The sequence below is a fragment of the Micromonospora sp. NPDC049559 genome, from assembly GCF_040676675.1.
Lineage (GTDB): Bacteria > Actinomycetota > Actinomycetes > Mycobacteriales > Micromonosporaceae > JBFAPK01.
The window spans coordinates 1-20,448 of the sequence record NZ_JBFAPK010000067.1; the positions used below are offsets into that span (position 1 = coordinate 1).

The window sequence follows — 20,448 nt, forward strand, 5'->3', positions numbered from 1 at the left end:
CGGGCTTTCTGGCTCTACACCCCAATGGACCACACCAGATGACCCCCCCCCACCCCCCCACTTTTGGTCTTACTCGGAAAAATCGTCGCTAGTGGATATCCACTAGCGACGATTTGCCCTAGATCGACGGGCCCTGGCGGTTCGGGCGGGGGCGGCCTACTTGAAGGCGGCGGCGTTGCGGCGGGCCCAGTCGGCGAAGGCACCGGCCGGTCGGCCGAGGACCCGCTCGACGTCGGGGCTGACCTGCTGCTCGGCGGCGGTGGGCCGGCCGAGGACGGCGAGGGTGGTCTCGGCCACCGGCTCGGGCATGAACTGGAGCATCTGCGCCCGGGCCTCGTCGAGGGTCTGCTCCACGAACCGGATCGGCTCGCCGATCGCCTCGCCGATCGCCTCGGCCCGCTGCCGGGGCGTGGTGCGGGCCGGTCCGGTGAGGGTGTAGATCCGCCCGACGTGGCCGTCCTCCCGCAGGGCCACGGCGGCGACCTCGGCGATGTCGAGCGGGTCGACGGTCGGCAGGCTGACGTCGCCGAAGGGGGCGGCGACGGTCCGCTCGGCGCGGACCGACGGGATCCAGGCGTACGAGTTGGTGTTGAAGCCACCCGGCCGCAGGATCGTCCAGTCGAGGCCGGATTCCTGCACGGCGTCCTCGACGGCGCGCATGGCGATCCCGTGCGACGGCGACTCCGGCCGGGTCGCGACCCCCTGGGAGGAGAGCAGCACGACCCGTCCGACCCCGCCGGCCTTGGCGACGTCGAGGACGTCCCGTGGGCTCAGCACTCCTGCACCGGCACCGCCGTCGTGCAGGAAGAGGGCGTCGGCGCCGTCGAGGAGGGGCCGCAGGCTCTCCGGGTCGGCCAGGTTCGCGGGCCGGGCCAGCACGCCTTCGGGTACGGCCGCCGCCGCCACGTTCCGGGACGTGGCCGTGACCCGCTCGCCGGCTGCCGCGAGCGCCTCCACGAGCGCCCGGCCGACGTTGCCGGTCGCTCCGGTAACTACGATCATGAATGTCTCCCCGTTCGAGTGAACCGCCCTGAACTGGGCGGGGACGTCGCTGAGCGGGGGGATCCCACCGCGACGGAGAGACGCTAACACCGTCGGTATAGTAGGTACCTAGAGGAAAGTGACTATGCGTGAGGGGTACACATGACCGCCGAGACGACAACCCGGAGCCCGGCCGCCTCGGCCGATCCGGAGTCCGCCTGCCCGATCGCCCCGGTCGTCGACATCGTCTTCAGCCGGTGGACCACACCGATCCTCTGGACCCTGAACGCGCACGGCCGGCAGCGCTTCGTCGAGCTGCAGCGCCGGATCGCCACGATCACCCCGAAGGTGCTGACCCAGCGGCTGCGCCAGCTCGAACGCGACGGCCTGATCGTGCGTACGTACCACCCGGAGGTCCCGCCCCGGGTCGAGTACGAGATCAGCGAACTCGGCCGCAGCCTCGCCCCGCTCTTCGCCCACCTCGCCGAGTGGTCCGCCACCAACCTCGACAAGGTCGACCGGGCCCGGCAGGAGTACGACACCGCCTCGCCGATCTAGGGCAAATCGCGGTGACTTGATCTTCAATCACCACGATTTGCCCTAGATCAAGCTCACTGGTCGTTCGTCGTCACCCGCTCCTCGGAGCAGTAGTTGGCACAGACCGTCCAGCGCAGGCGGCTGCCCTGGTAGCCGAAATAGTTCTCGCTGGTGTTCTCGTAGTAGTCCTTGTTGCAGTGGACCCACGTCCCCACGCCCGCCCAGCCGTAGCACGTGCCGTGGCGATAGGTCACCCAACCCCGGCTCGATCCGGCGTAGAGCTCGTTGGACCAGGAGATGGAGGTCCCGCCGGCGGCGTCGGGATCGATCGCCTGGACGAACCACTGGTCGCCGTACCGTACGAAGCACCCGGTGGCATCGTTCCCGATGGTGGTGGTGCAGACGCCGCCCGACGGCGACCCGCCGGAAACGGCGTCGTCCATCTCGAAGGGCTTCGGCAGCGTCGGCGGGTCGGCGGACGCGGCCGCCGCCGGTACGGCGGCACCCACGAGACCGGTGAGCAGTGCCACGGCGATCACCATCATCGACCGGAGTCTCGCGTGGCGTGGAGGTCGAATCATTTCTTTCCTCTCGACAAGGCGCCCCCCGGACGTGGTCACGTCGCCGTTCGAGTGGACGACGCCAGATAGGCGGCCGTTACTCTTCCTGGACCATCGGTACCGATGATAGGAATCCCTTTTGTCGGTCTCCTGGGTGATCCACCGTCGAGTGCTGTGCCGCGCCGGCCGTCTTCTCACGTCTCTGAACAGGGCTTTCGGCGCTTTGCTGACGGTGGGGCGAGCGGGCTTTCCGCCGCGATCCCGAGCCGCATAGGCGGCCATACAGCCATGTCGATCACCGAATGGTCGGGGCGCGCGCGGGGGTGCGGCTGGGGGCTCAGATCGTTACGCCCATGTGGGCGGCCAACTCGGGCACGGGTCCCGGCGGCGTGCCGCCGATCGCGCGCAGCAGGTCGGTCATCGTCGCGCGGGCGGCGGGGCGGTAGCGGATCTCGGCCGGCGCCACCCGCTCGCCGTCGACCAGGGCCCGGCCCGCGCGGACCGTGTCGCCGGTCTGGAGGTACGCGCGCGCGAGGTCGAGCAGGTGCTGCGCCCGGCGCTCCGGCGGCAGCCCGCCGAGGTCACGCGGGTCGATGCGCGTGTGGATTTCGATCGCGTGCCCGCCCTCGCCCAGCTCGACGGCGGCGGCGATCCGGTGCAGCCGCACGTTCGTCGGTCCGAAGCTCGTCCAGTAGCGGTCCTGGTCGGTACCCAGGGCGTTTGCCGCCCCTTCGGCCGCCTGGAGCAGTTCCCGCGCCCGGGCCGCGTTGCCGAGCCGCGCGACCGCCAGCGCACCCTGGAGGAACAGCCACCCGCGTACGGAGAGCCGGGCCGGACCGGTGGGCTCTGTGCCGCCCAGTTCCTCGCCGCCCGGGGCGAGTCGGTGCGCGGCCTGCTCGTGTGCGGCCAGCGCGGACCCGGGTCGGCCGAGTGCGAGCAGGGCGCCCCCGGCCCGGCCGGTGGCGGTACCCACCAGCAGCGGATCGTCGGCGCGCGCGGCCACCGCCGTCGACCGGTCGGCGGCGAGCCAGGCCAACTCGGCCTCGCCCAGCTTGAGCAGCACCGCCGAGGCGATCTGGTACGCCTGCGCCAGCAGGTGCGCCGCCTCGGGGTCGTGGTACAGCCCGTCCGACGCCTGCGCGTCGAGTATCAGGCGCGGTAGGGATCGGGCGAGGCTGTCGTACCCGGATCGTTGGCACGTCAACCAGGCGTGGTTGACCGCCTTGGCCAGCTCGGGCAGCTCCGGCGGGTTGGGCTCGCCGTCGCGCCTCGGCCCCGGCACCGCGTACCGCTCCAGGGCCGCGCGGATTCCCTCGGTCTCGATCCGCCCGCGTCCGCCCATCCGCTTCGACTCCGTGCTGACGAGCTGCTGTACGTCGATCCGCAGCGCTTCGGCGATCTCGTGCAGTACCGAGAACCGGTCGAGCCGCCGTGCGCCCCGCTCGACCTTCTCGACCCAGCTCTTCGACTTGCCGAGCCGGTCGGCGAGGTGCTGCTGCGACAGGTTGCGCCGTCCACGCCAGTACGCCACCCGCCGCCCCACCGGCAGCTCGTGTCCCGGGTTGCGGGTGGGCTCGGGCGAGCCCTTCGGGGGAGTGCTCGGCCGTGGCCGCGGATCCAAGGCGCTCATGCTGCTCCTCGGTCGGGGTTGGGAGGATGTGGCGGCGCCGAGGCGGGCGGGGGCGACCGACCGCCCGTATGGGGAGGCGGTGGTCGGAGCCCGCCACCCGCCCCGGGCCTTTTCCGCTCCCGACCGCCGTCGCCTCGGTACGGCCGAGAGTGGTTCCGGACAGGGGTGGATTGGGCGGTTACTCGCGCTGCGGTCGGGGCGGGGATGTTCCGGTTCGGTAGGACACGGCAAGCCTCCTCATGCCAGGCGGGCATGGGGCGGGCCGGCGACGTGGTCCCGCCGAGCCGACCCGCCCAGCCCCGCCGAGACCTGGTCGAGTTGACCTGTGCTTGACAGGGCAATCCGATACGGCGGGTCTGGATGTGGCCAGTCGTATCGGCGGATGCCTGAACCGGGAGGCCGGCTGCCTACCAGGCGTTCCGTGCCAGGCGTCCGTGGGACCAACATACAATGCAAAGCATTGTAAGACCAATGGCTGTGCATGCTAAGCACGCAAAGTCTTGGCAGGGCTGCCGTGTGCATGGGAGGATCTTGGTGCCTACCAGGAGTTGCCATGCCACGGATCTCAGACCGTCAACGGATTGCCCAGGACATTCGTGACCGGATCGCGTCGGGCGAGTACGGCCCGGGCGCCAAGCTGCCGTCGTTGCGCGAGTTGACCGCGCGGTATGGCGTGTCCGCCGAGCCTGTGCGCTCGGCAATTCTGATTCTGCAGGCCGAAGGGCTACTGGAAGGACGCCAGGGTAAGGGCGTCTATGTGACCGGTGCGCCGAAGGCGAGTGACGGGGTGACACCTTCGGCGCCCGCCGAGAGGACCGCGAGGTTTGGCCCTGTGAGCTGACGCTTGCTCGCCTTTCGCCGCGCGACAGGCGAGCGCGCGGCGCCACGAGTGGGTCGATCATCAGCTTGGCGCAGGCGGCGCCCTCCATCAACCGGCAGTGGTCAGGCACCTGCTCAGACGATGCGACCTACGAAGGCTCTCCTTCGGGTATCGCCATTGCGTTCATTCAGCGCGGGCCGAGGCCGGTACGGCCGTCGAGGAGTTCGCGCGCGGCGTCGAGGTGGCCGAGGTGCCGGGCGGTCTCTTCGATCATGTGGAGGACGATCCCGCGCAGGTCGCCGACCTCGTCGTCCGGGTCGCTGCCGGGTCGCCCGACCGGCTTCGCGTCCAGTGGCGTGGTGGCGAGCAGGGCATTGGCTCGTTCGCACTGCTCACGGTAGAAGGCGAACACCTCGGCGACCGGGTGCGCGGCGGTCATCGCCTCCTCGTCGTCGTCGGGCCACGGTACGTCGGCCACGGTGCCCTGGAACACCCGCTGGAACCAGTGGCGCTCGGCATAACCCAGGTGCTTGATCAGCCCGATCGGCGTCCACCCGGAGGGCAGGACCGGGGTCCGCAGCTGCTCGTCGGTGAGCCCGTCGAGGATCGCCAACGCACTGGCCCGCTGGGCGTCGAGGTAGTGCTGCAGGGCACGTGCTTCTGCCGTCATCGTGCTGCTGGGGGCCATGGTGATCCTTCCGGGCAACGCGGCCGTCGTCGTACCGCCGCGGACTATTCCAGATCCGGGGATTTCGCTGCGGAATGGCCCGTACCGGGGCCATCCCCTACCAAGATTGCCGAGAACCTGCCGGCGGTCAGGGTAGGTGTCGGACCTCGTACGCGGCGGTCTCCTCGCGCAGGCGGGCCGCGTCCTGCCCGGGTGGGGCGCCGAAGAGCCGGCGGTACTCGCGGTTGAACTGCGAGGGACTGTCGTAGCCGACCAGGTGTCCGACGCTGGCGACGTCGCCGGGGCGGCCGACCAGCAGCGAGCGGGCCTCCTGGAGTCGGATGCGCTTCTGGAACTGGAGCGGGCTCATGGCCGTGATCGCGCGGAAGTGCCGGTGGAAGGCGGACGGGCTCATCCCGGCCAGGCGGGCCAGGTCGGAGATCCGCATCGGCTCGGCGTAGTTGTCGCGAATCCAGCGGATCGCGCGGTTGACGTGGGAGAGGCCGCTGTCGGCCAGGCCGATCTGGCGGATCACGTCGCCGTGCGGGCCGGTGAGCAGCCGCCAGAGGATCTCCCGCTCGATCAGCGGCGCGAGCACCGGCGCGTCGGCGGGGTGGTCGAGCAGCCGGAGCAGCCGGGCGACGGCGTCGAGCAGCTCGGGGCCCGCGTCGCCGGTCGCGATCGCGGGCATGCCGACCGTGGTACGGGACCAGCGTGCGGCCGGCCCCTCCAGCAGCAGCGGGGCGATGGCGGCCGGACGCAGCGCCAGCCCCAGTCCCAGCGCCGGGACCCGTGGGCTGGCCCCGACGAAGTGGCCGGTCACCGGCAGCTCGGCGGTGACCACGAGGAACTGCCCGGCCCGGTACTCGAAGACCTGGTCGCCGAGGAGGAGCCGCTTGCCGCCCTGGGCCATGACGACCAGCAGCGGCTCGGTCAGCGAGTAGTCGGGCGGCGCGGTCTCGACCTTCGACAGCAGCAGACCGTCGATCGGCGTGACGAGGTCCGGTCGGGCCCGGGCCGCGACGCGGTCGCGGATCTCGGCCAGCAGGAGGTCGGGGTCGGGGCGCACCCGTCCACGGAAGCACCCCGACTCCGCCGCGACAACCCGATCGAGGCGAAGTCGAGAGGATCGGACAAGGGTCCGAGCGGATCGATCTACCGGGTCCCGGACCGCGGACGTTCGATGGAGGGGAGCCTTCCGAGACGCATAGGAGCAGTTCAGATGCCACTCGATCACTACGTCACCCTGGGCCGGTCGGGGCTGCGGGTCAGCCCGTTCGCCCTCGGCGCGATGACCTTCGGCGAGGATCCCGGCGGCGCCGGGTGCAGTGTCGATGAGTCCGAGAGGATCCTGGAGACGTACCTGGACCGCGGCGGGAACTTCGTCGACACCGCGAACTTCTACACCAACACCCACTCCGAGAAGATCCTCGGCGACTTCTTCGCCGCCCGCCCGGGCCGGCGCGAGCGGGTGGTGCTGGCCTCGAAGTTCTTCTTCAACCTCTTCCCGGGCGACCCGAACGGCGGCGGCGCGGGCCGCACCTCGATCATCGCCCAGCTCGACGAGAGCCTGCGCCGGCTCCAGACCGACTACCTCGACCTGTACTGGCTGCACAACTGGGACCGGAACACCCCGATCGAGGAGACCATGCGTACGCTCGATGACCTGGTCCGGGCGGGCAAGATCCGGTACATCGGGTTCTCGAACACGCCCGCCTGGGTCACCGCGCAGGCGCAGACGACCGCGCTGCTGCGGGGCTGGAGCCCGCTGATCGCGTTGCAGGTCGAGTACTCGCTGCTGGCCCGTACCGTCGAGGGCGAACTCGCGCCGCTCGCGCTCGACCAGGGCATGGCGCTGGTCCCGTGGAGCCCGCTCAGGAACGGCTTCCTCTCCGGCAAGTACCGGCGCGGCGCGGAGGTGACCGACTCGGCCCGTGCCGCCTACGTCGGCGGCCCGAGCAAGGAGGAGTACCGGGTGATCGACGCCGTCGCCGAGGTCGCCGACGAACTCGGCACCACCTCGGCCGCCGTGTCGCTGGCCTGGCTGCGCGCCCGTCAGGGCACCGTCGTACCGATCCTCGGCGCCCGGCGGGTGGCGCACCTGGAGGCGAATCTCGCCGGCCTGGAGGTGACGCTCGATCCCGGACAGTTGGCGCGGCTGGACGAGGTCTCGGCCCCGACCCTGAACTATCCGGCGCCGATGCACGGCGCGCAGCGGGCGATGCTGCAGTTCGCCGGCACGACGGTGGACGGCGAGCCGTCGGGCGTCTACCCGCCGCTGCTGCAGAGCGCCGTGCGGTACTGAGTCCCGCGACCGGGCCGCTCGTCCGCGCCGCCGCTTCAGCGGAGTTCGCGCGGGTACGCGTCATGCCTCCCGGACCCGGCAGGGGTCGGGGAGGCATGACGTCGTGTGACCGGGTCGGCGGTCCGGTCAGCCGGCCGTGTTCAGCTGCCAGGACTGCAGGGCGATCGCGCTGCACGGCATGCTCTGCAGCCCGTACGCGGGGCTGTCGTCGAGGCAACGCCCGGTCTTCTGGTTCTGCACCTGCACCGCGCCGGAGTTCATGGTGGCGAAGGTCCAGCGCTGGAAGGGCGAGTCGTAGCAGGGCATCGTCGTGAGGCCGTAGGCGGGGCTGTCGTCGAGGCAGAACCCCTCCGCCTGCTCCTTCAGCCCATAGGTGCCGTCCAACCACTCCTGCAGGGCCCACGACTGGTGTCCGGCGGTGTCGGGCGCGGCGCAGGTGGTGGCCGTCGGGGCCAACCCGCTTCCGTCGAGACACCTGCCCGTGGCGACGGCAATACCCCTAAATTGCGGTCAACCGGACATGCTGTGGTGCGTCGCACAAATTTGCCGACAACCATTGGACCCCATTTTCGCGTACCTCCGCCGTGGAATGCCGTGCACCGAGGAAGTGCAATTTCCTCGGTGTCTGGCGAGGCGTTCCACGCGTTTTACCGGCCGGACCAATCATTGGACGCACCTGGGGAAATGGCTCCTCGGCGGCGTCGCCACGCCCCGGAGAGAGTCCCGGACAGCTCGTCGGAGCGGACAACCGCCACCCGCGCCGGGCCGGTCGGGAACGGACGGGCGGGGCCCGGACGTCCGAGCCCCGCCCGTCCGGCGGGTCGTCGCGCGACGGTGGTCAGGCGACCGGCAGCGACCAGCCGAGACCGGTCCGGTCCCGGGGTGCGACCGTCGCGCGGCGCGCCCCGTCCGCCGTCGAGGTCGGGGCCGCGGGGCAGGTGGCGGTCCGCGGCGGGAGCGCGCGGCCGACCAGGTACCGGTCCACGTGGCCGGTCACGCAGTCGGTTCGGCCGTACGCCCCGTGGCCCCAGCCCTGGTACGCGACGAACCGGCCCCGGTCACCGAGTTGCCGCGCGACGGCGACCCCCCACTCGTACGGGGTGGCGGGGTCGTACCGCGAGTTGAGCACGAGCAGCGGGATCGAGGTCCGGACCCGCAGCCGGTGTTGCGGGTTGTTCACCTTCGTCCAGCCGAGGCAGCCGGCCGTCACGCCCACCGCCATGGGCGAGGCCCGCAGGTGGGGAGCCACGGCGCGGGACATGTCGAGGTACCGGGAGAACTCGGCGTGGCTGCCGATCGGCAGCGACCAGTCCTCGCAGAACACCGCCAGCGGGTATCCGACCAGCTCCGCGCCGTCGGCGGCCGAGGCCGCGGCGCGGGCGGCGCCGGCGCGGGCCGTGCCGGTGACGGGGGCCGGGCGCGCGGCGCGCTCCCCGGTACCGGCTCCGACCGCGCCCCCGTCGAGCGCGGCCAGGTCGGCGGCCAGCCCGGACCAGTTCGGACCGTAGAAGGCGCCGAGCGCCCGGTCGCTCAGGTCGAGCCAGGTCAGCTTCGCGCCGCTGTCCGGGTCGACCAGCGTGCCGGCGTCCGCCCGCGCCATGAGCCGGTCGTAGAACGCCGCCACGTCCTGCCCGTGCAGGGCGCAGGACGCGTCCCGGTCGCACCAGGCCACGAACTGGCCGAACGAGTCCTCCAGGCCGACCGCCTCGGTGCGGAGGAACCCGCCCGTGCTCAGGCTGTGGTCCATGTTGCTGTCTACGACCAGCGCGCGTACCCGGTCCGGGAAGCGCTCGGCGTAGATCTGGCCGATCAGCGTGCCGTAGGAGACCCCGTAGTAGCTGATCTGGCGTTCTCCCAGCGCGGCCCGGATCGCGTCCATGTCACGCGCCACCGAGACGGTGTCGACGTGGTCGAAGAGCGGGCCGCTGTGCCCGCGGCAGTCCGCGGCGAGCCGCTTGTTGTAGGCGACCAACGCCTCGTACTCCGCCTGGTCCGCCGGTACCGGGAACGGCTGCTGGGCGAGGAGCGAGACCGAGCAGACGACGGCGTCGCTCCGGGCCACCCCGCGTGGGTCGAAGCCGATGACGTCGAAGCGGCGCAGGATCTCCGGGCTGAAATAGGTGTCCGCCCCGAGCGCGGCGTCCACGCCCGAGGCGCCGGGTCCGCCGGGGTTGATCAGCAGTGGTCCGATGCGGGCCGCCGGGTCGGTGGCCGCCCGCTTGGCCACGGCCAGCGGGAAGGTGCCGCGCTCGGGCCGGGCCCAGTCGACGGGCACCTGGAGGTCGCCGCAGCGCACGCTCGGGTCGTCCGGCCGCTCGGGGCAGGGCTGCCAGTCGATCCGGCCGACCCTCGGGTCCGCCGGGGCGCCGGCCGGTGCGGCGGTCGCCGGTGCGGCGCCGAGCAGGACGCTGGCGGCGATCGCGCCGGCCGCCGCGGAGCGGATCAGTTTTCGCATGGAACGAGGCTCCATTCGCCACTGGACGGTGGCGTCGATCCGACCACGCGGGAGATCCGTCCCGAAAGGACTGATAGGGACTTCCTAGGGTGTTTTCCGGGAGATCCCCGAGTTTTCCCGGTCGGCCGGGTCGGCGTACCCGCAGTGCCGGGTCGGCCGATGCGGCGGCCCCTTGAAGATCAATACTTTCGAAAGCCGCGGGGGCGTCGCCCCGTCAGCCTTCGTCCTTGGAGGACCCTTGACAAGCACAATCCGGCGCCGGCGACTGTTCGGTGCCGCGCTGGCCGCGACCACCCTCGTGACCGGCCTGCTGACCGCGACCCCCGCCCAGGCCGCCGATGTCGCCGTACCGGTGACCGAGGGCGCGCTGACCCTCCGCGGAAACGAACTCGTCGTCGACGACTCGTTCTCCACGAGGAGCGGTGATGCTTTCACGCTGGAGAGCGGAGCGCGGTCGGATGAGCTGAGCCCGCACGTACGCGTGCACCTGGCGGCGGCGGACGGGCAGTGGTTCGACCTCGCGTTCTACGGGGGAAGCGCACCGCTGGCGGTGGGGACCTACGACGACGCGGTGCAGTGGTCGTACAGCGCGCCCGAGCGCCCGGCCCTGAGTCTGAGCGGCAACGGTAGTGGTTGCAGCGGCTCGCTCGGCGACTTCCGGGTGAACCAGATCCGGTACGGCGCGGGCGGAGCGATCGAGGCGCTCGACGTCAACTTCGCCTACTACTGCGAGGGGCGCCTGCGGCTGTCCATGGGCCACCTGGTCGTCAACTACCCGTCCGAGCCGGAGCCGCCGCAGGGCCGGGTGCTGAGCGCCCTCACCTTCGCCGGCCGTGACACCGGCGAATACCACAGCGGTCTCGGGGACATGATTGTCGGTGTCACCCGGCACGACGGGAACGCCGTCGTCGTCGCCGCGGCGCGCGCCGGGAGCTACGACCGCGGTTCCTTCGCGATCGCGGCACCGGCTGGCGAGCCGTTGCGGGTCGGCACCTATCCCGACGCCCGCTCCTACTGGGACGGCAGTAACGCCGGTCCGCGCCTCACCCTGGACGGGCCAAGAGGGTCCTGCCCGGGAGAGCACGGCACCTTCACGATCCGGCAGCTGAGGTTCGCGCCCGACGGCTCGGTCGCCCTGCTCGACCTCGCCTTCACCCGGGTCTGCGAGTATCCGGGCGGTAACGATCCGACCACCGGAGAGGTGATCCTCAACATTCCGGGACCGCCTCCGTTCACCCTCGCCCTCACGGCGGACCGGGCCGACCTGATACGGGACAAGTCCTGGTACCGCACCGGCATCCAGGAGGTACGGGTGGGCGGCACCGTCACCTGCTCCGGCGAGGCTTGGATGATCGTCACGGGCACCCTCACCCAGGAGCCGGAGGGCCAGCCGCTGGTCGGCCACTTCGGGGTGCCGGTGAGCTGCGCGGCCGGCGAGGTGACGCCCTGGTCGGAGACGGTGGTGTGGTACGAGGCCACGGACCGGGACTTCGCGCCGGGCGCCGCCACCCTCACGGCGCACACCACGATCGTCGATCCGGTGTACCTGAACACCGTGACCGCCGAGACGACGTCGACCGTGCGACTGCGCCTGCCCGAGACGCCCGCCATCCCGCGCCGGACGAGGTGAGCTGACTCCGGGCCGCCACAGCCGTTCGCCGCACCGTACGCCGCGCGGTCGCGGAGCGTACCGGGGTGCTCGACGCTGCGGGATGGCTCACACCTCGGGAACCTCTCGCCTCGGAGCCGGGGCGTCACCGTAGACTCGTGGTCACAACTGAATACCTCATCCAGAGGGGCTGAGGGATACGGCCCGACGACGCCCCGGCAACCACTCCACAGGGAGCAGGTGCCAATTCCGTCCCCACCGCAGAGCGCGGCTTCCGGGGAAAGATGAGAGGACGGCCCTCGCCATGACGTCGACCATCGACGCGACGACCACCACCGCGACCACCAGCCCCAGCCCCGCGCGCGCCCTCGTCTGTCGCGGCTGCGGTGCGGAATACCCCCTCATCGCCCAGCACGCCTGTTTCGAGTGTTTCGGTCCGCTGGAGGTCGCCTACGACCCGGCCGCGCTCGCCCGGGTCACCCGCGCCGAGATCGAGGCCGGTCCGCGGAGCATCTGGCGGTACGCCGCGCTGCTTCCGACCGGGCAGGACCCGGCCGGCCGGGTCACCCTCGACCCCGGGCTGACCCCGCTGGTCGCGGCCCCGAACCTCGCCGCCGAACTGGGCATCCGGGCCCCGCTCTGGGTCAAGGACGACAGCGCCAACCCGACCCACTCGTTCAAGGACCGGGTGGTCTCGGTGGCCCTCACCGCCGCGCGTGGCCTCGGCTTCACCCGCTTCGCCTGCGCCTCGACCGGCAACCTCGCCAACTCCGTGGCCGCCCACGCCGCCCGCGCCGGGGCGCCCTCGATCGTCTTCGTGCCGAGCGACCTGGAGCAGGGCAAGGTCGTCACCACCGCGGTCTACGGCGGCGACCTGGTCGCCATCGACGGCTCGTACGACGACGTGAACCGGCTCTGCGGCGAACTGGTCGAGACGGACGAGTTCGAGGACACCGCGTTCGTGAACGTGAACGTGCGCCCCTACTACGCCGAGGGCTCCAAGACGCTCGGCTACGAGGTGGCCGAGCAGCTCGGCTGGCGGATTCCCGAGCAGGTGGTGATCCCGATGGCCAGCGGCGAGCTGCTGACCAAGATTGACAAGGCGTTCAGCGAACTGGTCGAGATCGGCCTCGTCGAGGCGCCGGCGAACGGCTGGCGGGTCTTCGGCGCCCAGTCCGCCGGGTGCAACCCGATCGCCGTCGCGCTGCACGCCGGCACCGACGTCATCACGCCGGTCCGGCCCACCGGCATCGCCAAGTCGCTCAACATCGGCGACCCCGCGGCCGGCATCTACGCCATCGAGGCGGTGCGCCGTACCGGGGGCTGGATGGAGTACGTCGACGACGACGAGATCCGCGAGGGCATCCGCCTGCTGGCGCGTACCACCGGGGTCTTCGCCGAGACGGCGGGCGGGGTCACCACGGCGGTGCTGCGCAAGCTGGTCGAGAGCGGCAAGCTCGACCCCGACGCCGAGACCGTCGTCTTCAACACCGGCGAGGGGTTGAAGACCATCGACGCGGTGGCGACCCAGGTCGGACCGACGTACCGGATCAAGCCCTCGCTGCGTGCGGCCCGGGACGCGGGCCTGCTCGGCTGAGAGCGAGCACGCTCGGCCGGGCGGGGCGGCTCCCCCGGCCGGGCGGCGAAGGCGTGGGCGCTGCGGCCCGTAGTCGCCGATTTGCCGTGCGTAGGAAAAACACGCCTGCGGGGGCTTGACGTCGAAACGTGCACGACGCAAGATGCTCCGTGCGGGAGGGCGTGTCGCCGTAGACTTTTCAAGCTCTTACGTCCCAACGCCGGAGGCGTTGTGCGATCGTCCCTCCCGACCAAAAATCTCCCTGCCCCGAAAAACCATTCGCGCGACGCGGAGCGGGCCGGCACGCTCGGGGCATGGATATAGTCCTGGTCCGCCTCGATGCCCGCGACGACGAGTCCGTCGAGCGGGCGTACCGAATAGTCGCGGCGAGCGACGCCGCCGAGGGGGCCGACTTCCCGCCGCAGGAGCGGACCCGTTTCGTCGGCGGGTTGCGGCATCCGATGCCCGGCAGGCATACCGAGCGGGTGCTGGCGTACCGCGACGGGGTGCCCGTTGGCTATCTCTCGGCGGGGCTCCCGCAATTGGACAATCTGGACAACGTGAGCGTGGAGCTGTACGTACACCCGGACCACCGGCGGCGCGGGGTCGGCCGCGCGCTGTACCAGGAACTCCTCCGGCTGGCCGGCGAGCACCGGCGCAAGCGGATCTCCGGCGCCACCGTCGAGGCGCTGCCCGGCGGACCGGCGCGTACCGGCGCGGGCTCGGCCTTCGCCGCCGCGATGGGCGCGCGGCCGGTCCTGCCCGAGGTGCGGCGCCGGCTGGACGTGACCGCGCTCGACCAGTCGGCCCTGGACCGCCTGCACGGCGTCGCCCGGGCCGCCTCAACGGGGTACTCGCCGGTGCGCTGGCACGGACCCACCCCGGAGGAGTACGTCGCCGACGTCGCCTACCTCGACGGCCGGCTGATCGAGGACGCGCCCCTGGGCGACCTCGAATGGGAGCCGGAGAAGGTGGACTCGGCGCGGGTACGCCGGACCGAGGCCGCCCTCGCGGCACGCGGCCGACGCACCTACCACTGCGGCGCCCGCCACGACGCCTCCGGCCGGCTGGTCGCCTGGACGATGCTGGAATTCGACGCGGCGCCTGTGTGGCACGCGTACCAGCAGATCACCATCGTCGACCCGGAGCACCGGGGGCACCGGCTCGGCGCCCTCGTCAAGATCGAAAACCTGCGGTACGCCCTGACGCACGAGCCCGACCTGCGGGTGATCGACACCTGGAACGCGGCGGTGAACGACCACATGATCTCGATCAACGAGGCGCTGGGGTTCCGCCCGGTCGACGCGTGGCACAACTGGCAGCTGACGATCTGAGCACCGGCTGCGGCATGATGTCGGGATGACGGAGACCCCGCATCCCCTGTACGCCAAGCACGCCGACACCCTCACCCGGGCGCTCAGCGCGATCGCCGAGCGCGCCTACTGGTCGGCCTACCCCGAGTCGCCCAGCCCCCGGGTGTACGGCGAGACCGCCGCCGCCGAGGGCGAGGCCGCCTTCCGGTCCTACCTGGACGCGGACTTCCCGCTCGACCAGCCCGGCACCACCGACCGGGTCGCCACCGAGCGGAGCCCCTTCGGTGTCGAGCTGGGCGTGCGCTACCCGCACGGCGAGGTCGACGCGCTGGTGGCCGCGGCCACCGCCGCGCTGCCCGCCTGGCGGGACGCGGGCCCGCAGACCCGGCTGGGCGTCTGCCTGGAGATCCTGGCCCGGCTGCACGCCCACGTCTTCGAGCTGGCCAACGCCGTGCAGTTCACCAGCGGCCAGGCCTTCGTCATGGCGTTCCAGGCCGGCGGCGCGCACGCGCTGGACCGGGCGCTGGAGGCGCTCGCGTACGCGTACGCCGAGATGACCCGGCACCCGGCCCGGGCCGAGTGGGAGAAGCCGGCCGGCAAGGGCGACCCGCTACGGATGACCAAGACCTTCCACGTGGTACCGCGCGGGATCGGGCTCGTCATCGGCTGCAACACGTTCCCGACCTGGAACTCGTACCCGGGTCTCTTCGCCTCGCTGGCCACCGGCAACCCGGTGATCGTCAAGCCGCATCCGGGCGCCGTGCTGCCGCTCGCGATCACGGTCCGCTACGCGCGGGAGGTACTCGCCGAGGCCGGCTTCGATCCGAACCTGGTGCTGCTCGCCGCCGAGGCGCCGGGCGAACGGATCGCCTCCACCCTGGCGCTGCGTCCCGAGGTACGCATCGTCGACTTCACGGGCTCGACGGAGTACGGCGACTGGCTGGAGGCCAACGCCCGCCAGGCCGCCGTCTACACCGAGAAGGCCGGCGTCAACACCGTGGTCGTCGACTCCACGTCCGACTTCGCCGGAATGTGCCGCAACATCGGGTTCTCGCTGGTCCTCTACAGCGGGCAGATGTGCACCACCCCGCAGAACATCCTGGTGCCGGCCGACGGAATCGAGACCGACCAGGGACACAAGAGCTTCGACGAGGTGGCGGCCGGCATCGCGGGCGCCGTCGGCAAGCTCACCGCCGATCCGGCCCGCGCGGTCGAGCTGACCGGCGCCATCGTCAACGACGGCGTGCTCGCCCGGTTGGCCGAGGTCACCGGGACGGGCGAGGCGGTACTGGAGTCGCGCGCGCTGGAGCACCCGGCGCACCCGGACGCGGTCGTCCGTACGCCGACGATCGTCCGGCTCGGCGCCGACGCCACCACCACGTACGGTCGCGAGTGGTTCGGGCCGATCTCGTTCGTGATCGCGACCGACTCCACCGAGCAGAGCCTGGAGATCTTCCGTACGACCGTGGGGGAGCGCGGTGCCCTCACCGCCTCCGTCTACTCCAGCGACGAGAAGGTGCTGGACGCGGCCGAGGCGGCGGCGCTGGACGCCGGGGTGCACCTCTCCTGCAACCTGACCGGCGGCGTCTTCGTGAACCAGTCCGCCGCGTTCTCGGACTTCCACGCCAGCGGCGCCAACCCGGCGGCCAACGCGGCCCTGACCGACGGGGCGTACGTCGCCAACCGGTTCCGCATCGTGCAGTCCCGGCGCCACGCCTGATCGCCAGCGCACACCTGATCGCCAGCGGTAAGGGGCCCCTCCCGGCGGGAGCGGCCCCGGTCGCGCGCGCTGTTGCGCGCTGTCGCGCGGGAGTGCCCCGCTGTCCCGCCGCACGGATCCGGCGGGGCGCGGTGCCGGCGGGGTACCGTGCGGGCGGGGACAGCGCCGGCGGGGCACGGTGCCGGCGGGGGACGGCCTGCGCCTACGCGCGGCGGCGCATCTGCAGCTCGGTCAGTACGGGCACGTTCGGGTGCGGCGCCCGCACGCCGGTGTCGACGAAGCCGAGCCGCTCGTACGCCCGTACCGCGCGGTCGTTGCCGACGACCACCTCCAGCAGCAGCTCCGGCCGTCCGGCCGCCCGGGACCACGCCGCCACCGCGTCGACCAGCTCGCCGAGCAGGCCCCGGCCCCGCCAGGACGGGGTGAGGTAGACCGCGAAGATCACGGTCAGTGCGGGCTCCTCCGGCGCGGCGATGCCGCCGGCGTGGCCGACGAACCGCCCGTCCGCCTCCGCGACGAACTGCGCGCAGGCGATGCCGATGGAGTTGCGCGCGATCCGGGCCGCGTACTCGGCGTGCGGCCGGGCCGCCGCGTCCGCGAGCGTCTCCAGGAAGGCGAGCGGGGAGTCGGCGAGCATTTCGAGCCGTAACGCCCGCATCCGGGCCGCGTCGGCCGGACGGACGCGACGCACGGTGGCGCCGTCACCGGCCGGTGCGCATTGGCCGGGCTCGGCGGCGACGAGGGGCCGCGCAGGGATCATGTGGCATGCCTACCGGGTCGCGCCGCGCTCCGGCAAGCCGATTGCCGGGCCGACCGCGACACATTCCGACGGGCGAGGCGTACCGCGGCGCGGGCGACGCCGGGGGTGCCGCCTCGCTTCGGTCGGGGGGTCGCCGTCCCCCGGATGTACGGGCACCGGCAATGGTCGCGCGTGGGCGTCCGAGGGAACGGAACCGGGCACCCCGGGCAAAGACGTGCGCCGATGAAGAAAAGATCAAATGCCCAGTCGGGACGGGGTAGGGATGGTTTGTCGAGTCGCGAAAAGGGCCGTGAGCACCTCCGTTGAAGGGGTGTCCGTTTTGGGGTAGTGCACGGCTGCGGGGGCTGGTGTAGCGTGCGATTTCGGCCGCTGGATTCACGGGCGTGACCTCGGAACCGGCGGATGAGTCAGCGAAGTGAGGAAGTGCACCGTGGCACAGGGCACCGTCAAGTGGTTCAACAGCGAAAAGGGCTACGGCTTCATCGCGGTCGACGGCGGTCAGGACGTCTTCGTCCACTTCTCCGCGATCCAGATGGACGGCTACAAGGCGCTGGACGACGGACAGCGCGTGGAGTTCGAAATCGCGCAGGGGCAGAAGGGCCCACAGGCGGAAAAGGTCCGTGTGATCGCCTGATCCGGGCGATCACTCAAGCCATCGGGTCCGACCAGGCTGCGACCGGGCGTCGTTCCCTCGTCACGACGGGGCCGGCGCCTTCGTCGTACCCATCGCCGCCGTCGTACCCCTTGCCGTGCCGTGCCGTGGCCGCGGCCGGAGTCGACAGTCGCCGCGTCCGGCCGCGGCACCGGTTACCACCTGCGCCCATCGGGCACCATGGGCGACCACGGGGCGCGCCGCGCCCGCGCCGTGAACCGTCCGCGGCCCTGGCCCGTCGGCCCGGCCCCGCGCCTCGCCACCCGTCCACGCGGCCTCACGGTGCGTGCTCGACCCGGCCGTGACCTGCCCGCCCGGGTGTCGGTGTGGGGACGACCGCCGGCTCGGCTCGGCACGGCTCGTGCCGCTGTCGCACCGTGTTGGCAGTGCCGCAGTCGCAGTGCTGTCCACGTCCTGCTGCCGGCCGCGCCGCTGTTGCGCCGCGCCGCTGTTGCGCCGCGCCGCTGTTGCGCCGCGCCGCTGTCGCGCCGTGCCGTGCTGGTCGCACCGTGCCGTGCTGGTCGCGCCGTGCCGTGCTGGTCGCACCGTGCTGTGCCGGGTTTGGCTCGCCGCTGGGCAATGCCCGCAGGGGCTTCCCGGGAGGGGCCGCGGGGTCCCCGGAAGGGCACGCGGAGTGCCGCGCGACCTGCCCGGTTCGGGATGTGGCGGCCGTCCGCTCCGGGTCGGGCGGTGACCGGACGTGGTCGGGATACCACTCGACGTCACATTCCTGCCTGCTGCGCGGGCCGTTTGCCCGCTTGTCGGCCTAAGGGCCGATTGTCGGAAGCTGGTGATGCGACGGGCGGGCGACTCGCCGGTGAACCTCCCTGGTCGGGCCCGACGAGCTTGCACTCGGCAGGGCAGAGTGCTAAACAGGTGATTGGCACTCGCGCTAAGGGAGTGCCAAAGGTCGGGGCGGTAGGGCCACGGTCCCGGGTCGGGTGAACCGGCGCGGGGCACATGGCCGGTCGTCGCGGGCTGTCCGGCCCGGCCGACGGACGTCACTGTCGCCAGGTAGTGACGTCCGAAGGTGCGTAATCACAGGCGGATCATCCGGACCAACCGGCCCGGAGGACCGTGAGTGTCCAGGAGGACAACGCCGTATGGCCAAGATCATCGCGTTCGACGAAGAGGCGCGCCGTGGCCTCGAGCGGGGCATGAACACCCTCGCCGACGCCGTAAAGGTGACGCTGGGCCCCAAGGGCCGCAACGTCGTGCTCGAGAAGAAGTGGGGTGCTCCCACCATCACCAACGACGGTGTGAGCATCGCCAAGGAGATCGAGCTCGAGGACCCGTACGAGAAGATCGGCGCTGAGCTGGTCAAGGAGGTCGCCAAGAAGACCGACGACGTGGCCGGTGACGGCACGACGACGGCGACCGTCCTGGCCCAGGCGCTGGTCCGCGAGGGCCTGCGCAACGTCGCGGCCGGCGCGAACCCGATGGCCCTGAAGCGGGGCATCGAGGCCGCCGTCGGCGCCGTGGCGGAGGAGCTGGCCAAGCTCGCCAAGGACGTCGAGACCAAGGAGCAGATCGCCTCCACCGCCTCGATCTCCGCCGGTGACACCACCGTCGGCGACATCATCGCCGAGGCGATGGACAAGGTCGGCAAGGAAGGCGTCATCACCGTCGAGGAGAGCAACACCTTCGGGCTCGAGCTGGAGCTCACCGAGGGTATGCGCTTCGACAAGGGCTACATCTCCGGTTACTTCATGACCGACCCCGATCGGATGGAGGCCGTCCTCGACGACCCGTACATCCTGATCGTCAACAACAAGATCTCGTCGGTGAAGGACCTGCTGCCGATCCTCGAGAAGGTCATGCAGTCGGGCAAGCCGCTGGCGATCATCGCCGAGGACGTCGAGGGCGAGGCGCTCGCCACCCTCATCGTCAACAAGGTGCGGGGCACCTTCAAGTCGGTCGCCGTCAAGGCGCCGGGCTTCGGTGACCGCCGCAAGGCCATGCTGGGCGACATCGCCATCCTCACCGGCGGCCAGGTCATCAGCGAGGAGATCGGCCTCAAGCTCGACGCCGCCGACCTCACCCTGCTGGGCCGCGCCCGCAAGGTCGTGGTGACCAAGGACGAGACCACCATCGTCGACGGTGCCGGCGACGCCGACCAGATCCAGGGTCGGGTCAACCAGATCCGCGCCGAGATCGAGAAGAGCGACTCCGACTACGACCGCGAGAAGCTGCAGGAGCGCCTGGCCAAGCTGGCCGGCGGTGTTGCGGTCATCAAGGTCGGCGCGGCCACCGAGGTCGAGCTGAAGGAGCGCAAGCACCGCATCGAGGACGCCGTTCGCAACGCGAAGGCGGCCGTCGAGGAGGGCATCGTCCCCGGTGGTGGCGTGGCGCTGGTGCAGGCCGGCAAGACCGCGTTCGACAAGCTGGACCTGGCCGGCGACGAGTCGACCGGCGCCCAGATCGTCAAGATCGCGCTGGACGCCCCGCTGCGGCAGATCGCCGTCAACGCGGGCCTCGAGGGCGGCGTCGTGGTCGAGCGGGTCCGCAACCTGGACGCCGGGCACGGCCTCAACGCGGCCAACGGTGAGTACGTTGACCTGCTCGCCGCGGGCATCATCGACCCGGCCAAGGTGACCCGTTCGGCGCTGCAGAACGCGTCGTCGATCGCGGCCCTGTTCCTCACCACCGAGGCTGTGGTGGCGGACAAGCCGGAGAAGACCCCGGCCGCCCCGGCGGCGCCGGGCGGCGGGGACATGGACTTCTGAGTCCAGACCGCACGAACGCAGAGGGGGGGGGGGGGGCGGGGGCCGCCCCCCCCCCCCCGACGGCGCCGGGGGCGGGCGGGTGTGAGCGAGCAGGTTAGCCCCGAACGGCGGCCGCGGCGGGGGCGGGGGGGGGGCGA

General features: G+C 71.7%; 17 protein-coding genes and 1 riboswitch. Of the genes, 9 read left to right on the forward strand and 8 right to left on the reverse strand.

Annotated elements, in window-relative coordinates:
• Positions 1-156: 156 nt before the first annotated feature.
• Positions 157-1,002: an NAD(P)H-binding protein gene (locus AB0J86_RS38075; protein ID WP_363863551.1), complete on the reverse strand. Its 846-nt coding sequence runs from the start codon at positions 1,000-1,002 to the stop codon at positions 157-159.
• Positions 1,003-1,143: 141 nt separating this feature from the next.
• Here AB0J86_RS38075 and AB0J86_RS38080 point away from each other — a divergent pair, with 141 nt between their 5' ends.
• Entirely contained in the window at positions 1,144-1,539 is a 396-nt protein-coding gene (locus AB0J86_RS38080) for a helix-turn-helix domain-containing protein (protein WP_363863553.1), read from the forward strand.
• A 53-nt stretch (positions 1,540-1,592) separates the two neighbouring features.
• On the opposite strand, the gene AB0J86_RS38085 is transcribed toward AB0J86_RS38080, so the two are convergent.
• Together AB0J86_RS38085 and AB0J86_RS38090 are read right to left on the reverse strand one after the other, a co-directional pair.
• Positions 1,593-2,063: a hypothetical protein gene (locus AB0J86_RS38085; protein WP_363863556.1), complete on the reverse strand. Its 471-nt coding sequence runs from the start codon at positions 2,061-2,063 to the stop codon at positions 1,593-1,595.
• A gap of 352 nt (positions 2,064-2,415) precedes the next feature.
• Positions 2,416-3,708 (reverse strand): helix-turn-helix domain-containing protein, encoded by a 1,293-nt coding sequence (locus tag AB0J86_RS38090; protein ID WP_363863559.1) that lies wholly within the window; start codon positions 3,706-3,708, stop codon positions 2,416-2,418.
• A gap of 553 nt (positions 3,709-4,261) precedes the next feature.
• Between AB0J86_RS38090 and AB0J86_RS38095 the strand changes: the two genes are divergently transcribed.
• Complete coding sequence (locus AB0J86_RS38095; RefSeq protein WP_363863562.1) at positions 4,262-4,549, forward strand: winged helix-turn-helix domain-containing protein; 288 nt, start codon at positions 4,262-4,264, stop codon at positions 4,547-4,549.
• A 166-nt stretch (positions 4,550-4,715) separates the two neighbouring features.
• Here AB0J86_RS38095 and AB0J86_RS38100 read toward each other — a convergent pair whose 3' ends face one another.
• Together AB0J86_RS38100 and AB0J86_RS38105 are read right to left on the reverse strand one after the other, a co-directional pair.
• Positions 4,716-5,216: a DinB family protein gene (locus AB0J86_RS38100; RefSeq protein ID WP_363863565.1), complete on the reverse strand. Its 501-nt coding sequence runs from the start codon at positions 5,214-5,216 to the stop codon at positions 4,716-4,718.
• Between the two features lie 127 nt (positions 5,217-5,343).
• Positions 5,344-6,264: an AraC family transcriptional regulator gene (locus AB0J86_RS38105; protein ID WP_363863569.1), complete on the reverse strand. Its 921-nt coding sequence runs from the start codon at positions 6,262-6,264 to the stop codon at positions 5,344-5,346.
• A gap of 153 nt (positions 6,265-6,417) precedes the next feature.
• Between AB0J86_RS38105 and AB0J86_RS38110 the strand changes: the two genes are divergently transcribed.
• Positions 6,418-7,500: an aldo/keto reductase gene (locus AB0J86_RS38110; RefSeq protein ID WP_363863572.1), complete on the forward strand. Its 1,083-nt coding sequence runs from the start codon at positions 6,418-6,420 to the stop codon at positions 7,498-7,500.
• Positions 7,501-7,626: 126 nt separating this feature from the next.
• Here the strand turns inward: AB0J86_RS38110 and AB0J86_RS38115 are convergent, their stop codons facing one another.
• On the reverse strand, positions 7,627-7,995 hold the full coding sequence (locus AB0J86_RS38115) for a ricin-type beta-trefoil lectin domain protein (RefSeq protein WP_363863595.1): 369 nt from the start codon (positions 7,993-7,995) through the stop codon (positions 7,627-7,629).
• A gap of 343 nt (positions 7,996-8,338) precedes the next feature.
• On the reverse strand, positions 8,339-9,955 hold the full coding sequence (locus tag AB0J86_RS38120; RefSeq protein WP_363863575.1) for an alpha/beta hydrolase: 1,617 nt from the start codon (positions 9,953-9,955) through the stop codon (positions 8,339-8,341).
• Positions 9,956-10,193: 238 nt separating this feature from the next.
• Between AB0J86_RS38120 and AB0J86_RS38125 the strand changes: the two genes are divergently transcribed.
• From AB0J86_RS38125 to paaN, 4 genes are all read left to right on the forward strand, one after another.
• A complete protein-coding gene (locus AB0J86_RS38125; RefSeq protein WP_363863578.1) occupies positions 10,194-11,585 on the forward strand; it encodes a hypothetical protein in 1,392 nt (463 codons plus the stop codon).
• Between the two features lie 153 nt (positions 11,586-11,738).
• A riboswitch (SAM riboswitch) is annotated at positions 11,739-11,855 on the forward strand.
• A gap of 13 nt (positions 11,856-11,868) precedes the next feature.
• A complete protein-coding gene (thrC, locus tag AB0J86_RS38130) occupies positions 11,869-13,161 on the forward strand; it encodes a threonine synthase (RefSeq protein WP_363863580.1) in 1,293 nt (430 codons plus the stop codon).
• Between the two features lie 293 nt (positions 13,162-13,454).
• Positions 13,455-14,474, forward strand: coding sequence for a GNAT family N-acetyltransferase (locus AB0J86_RS38135; RefSeq protein ID WP_363863583.1), 1,020 nt, complete (start codon positions 13,455-13,457; stop codon positions 14,472-14,474).
• A 25-nt stretch (positions 14,475-14,499) separates the two neighbouring features.
• The gene (paaN, locus tag AB0J86_RS38140) at positions 14,500-16,173 is read left to right on the forward strand and encodes a phenylacetic acid degradation protein PaaN (RefSeq protein WP_363863586.1); all 1,674 of its coding nucleotides are present in this window, start codon (positions 14,500-14,502) and stop codon (positions 16,171-16,173) included.
• A gap of 202 nt (positions 16,174-16,375) precedes the next feature.
• Here the strand turns inward: paaN and AB0J86_RS38145 are convergent, their stop codons facing one another.
• Positions 16,376-16,933 (reverse strand): GNAT family N-acetyltransferase, encoded by a 558-nt coding sequence (locus AB0J86_RS38145; RefSeq protein ID WP_363863589.1) that lies wholly within the window; start codon positions 16,931-16,933, stop codon positions 16,376-16,378.
• A 430-nt stretch (positions 16,934-17,363) separates the two neighbouring features.
• On the opposite strand from AB0J86_RS38145, the gene AB0J86_RS38150 reads away from it, so the two are divergent.
• On the forward strand, positions 17,364-17,567 hold the full coding sequence (locus AB0J86_RS38150; protein WP_123563110.1) for a cold-shock protein: 204 nt from the start codon (positions 17,364-17,366) through the stop codon (positions 17,565-17,567).
• Between the two features lie 1,121 nt (positions 17,568-18,688).
• Positions 18,689-20,311, forward strand: a complete 1,623-nt coding sequence (groL, locus tag AB0J86_RS38155) for a chaperonin GroEL (protein WP_363863592.1) — start codon at positions 18,689-18,691, stop codon at positions 20,309-20,311.
• Positions 20,312-20,448 lie beyond the last annotated feature (137 nt).

Coding starts and splice junctions, on each gene's coding strand:
- AB0J86_RS38110 (WP_363863572.1), top strand. CDS start 6,418: ATGCCACTCGATCACTACGTCACCCTGGGCCGGTCGGGGCTGCGGGTC.
- paaN (WP_363863586.1), top strand. CDS start 14,500: ATGACGGAGACCCCGCATCCCCTGTACGCCAAGCACGCCGACACCCTC.
- AB0J86_RS38145 (WP_363863589.1), bottom strand. CDS start 16,933: ATGATCCCTGCGCGGCCCCTCGTCGCCGCCGAGCCCGGCCAATGCGCA.
- AB0J86_RS38090 (WP_363863559.1), bottom strand. CDS start 3,708: ATGAGCGCCTTGGATCCGCGGCCACGGCCGAGCACTCCCCCGAAGGGC.
- AB0J86_RS38100 (WP_363863565.1), bottom strand. CDS start 5,216: ATGGCCCCCAGCAGCACGATGACGGCAGAAGCACGTGCCCTGCAGCAC.
- thrC (WP_363863580.1), top strand. CDS start 11,869: ATGACGTCGACCATCGACGCGACGACCACCACCGCGACCACCAGCCCC.
- AB0J86_RS38085 (WP_363863556.1), bottom strand. CDS start 2,063: ATGATGGTGATCGCCGTGGCACTGCTCACCGGTCTCGTGGGTGCCGCC.
- AB0J86_RS38080 (WP_363863553.1), top strand. CDS start 1,144: ATGACCGCCGAGACGACAACCCGGAGCCCGGCCGCCTCGGCCGATCCG.
- groL (WP_363863592.1), top strand. CDS start 18,689: ATGGCCAAGATCATCGCGTTCGACGAAGAGGCGCGCCGTGGCCTCGAG.
- AB0J86_RS38120 (WP_363863575.1), bottom strand. CDS start 9,955: ATGCGAAAACTGATCCGCTCCGCGGCGGCCGGCGCGATCGCCGCCAGC.
- AB0J86_RS38095 (WP_363863562.1), top strand. CDS start 4,262: ATGCCACGGATCTCAGACCGTCAACGGATTGCCCAGGACATTCGTGAC.
- AB0J86_RS38075 (WP_363863551.1), bottom strand. CDS start 1,002: ATGATCGTAGTTACCGGAGCGACCGGCAACGTCGGCCGGGCGCTCGTG.
- AB0J86_RS38135 (WP_363863583.1), top strand. CDS start 13,455: ATGGATATAGTCCTGGTCCGCCTCGATGCCCGCGACGACGAGTCCGTC.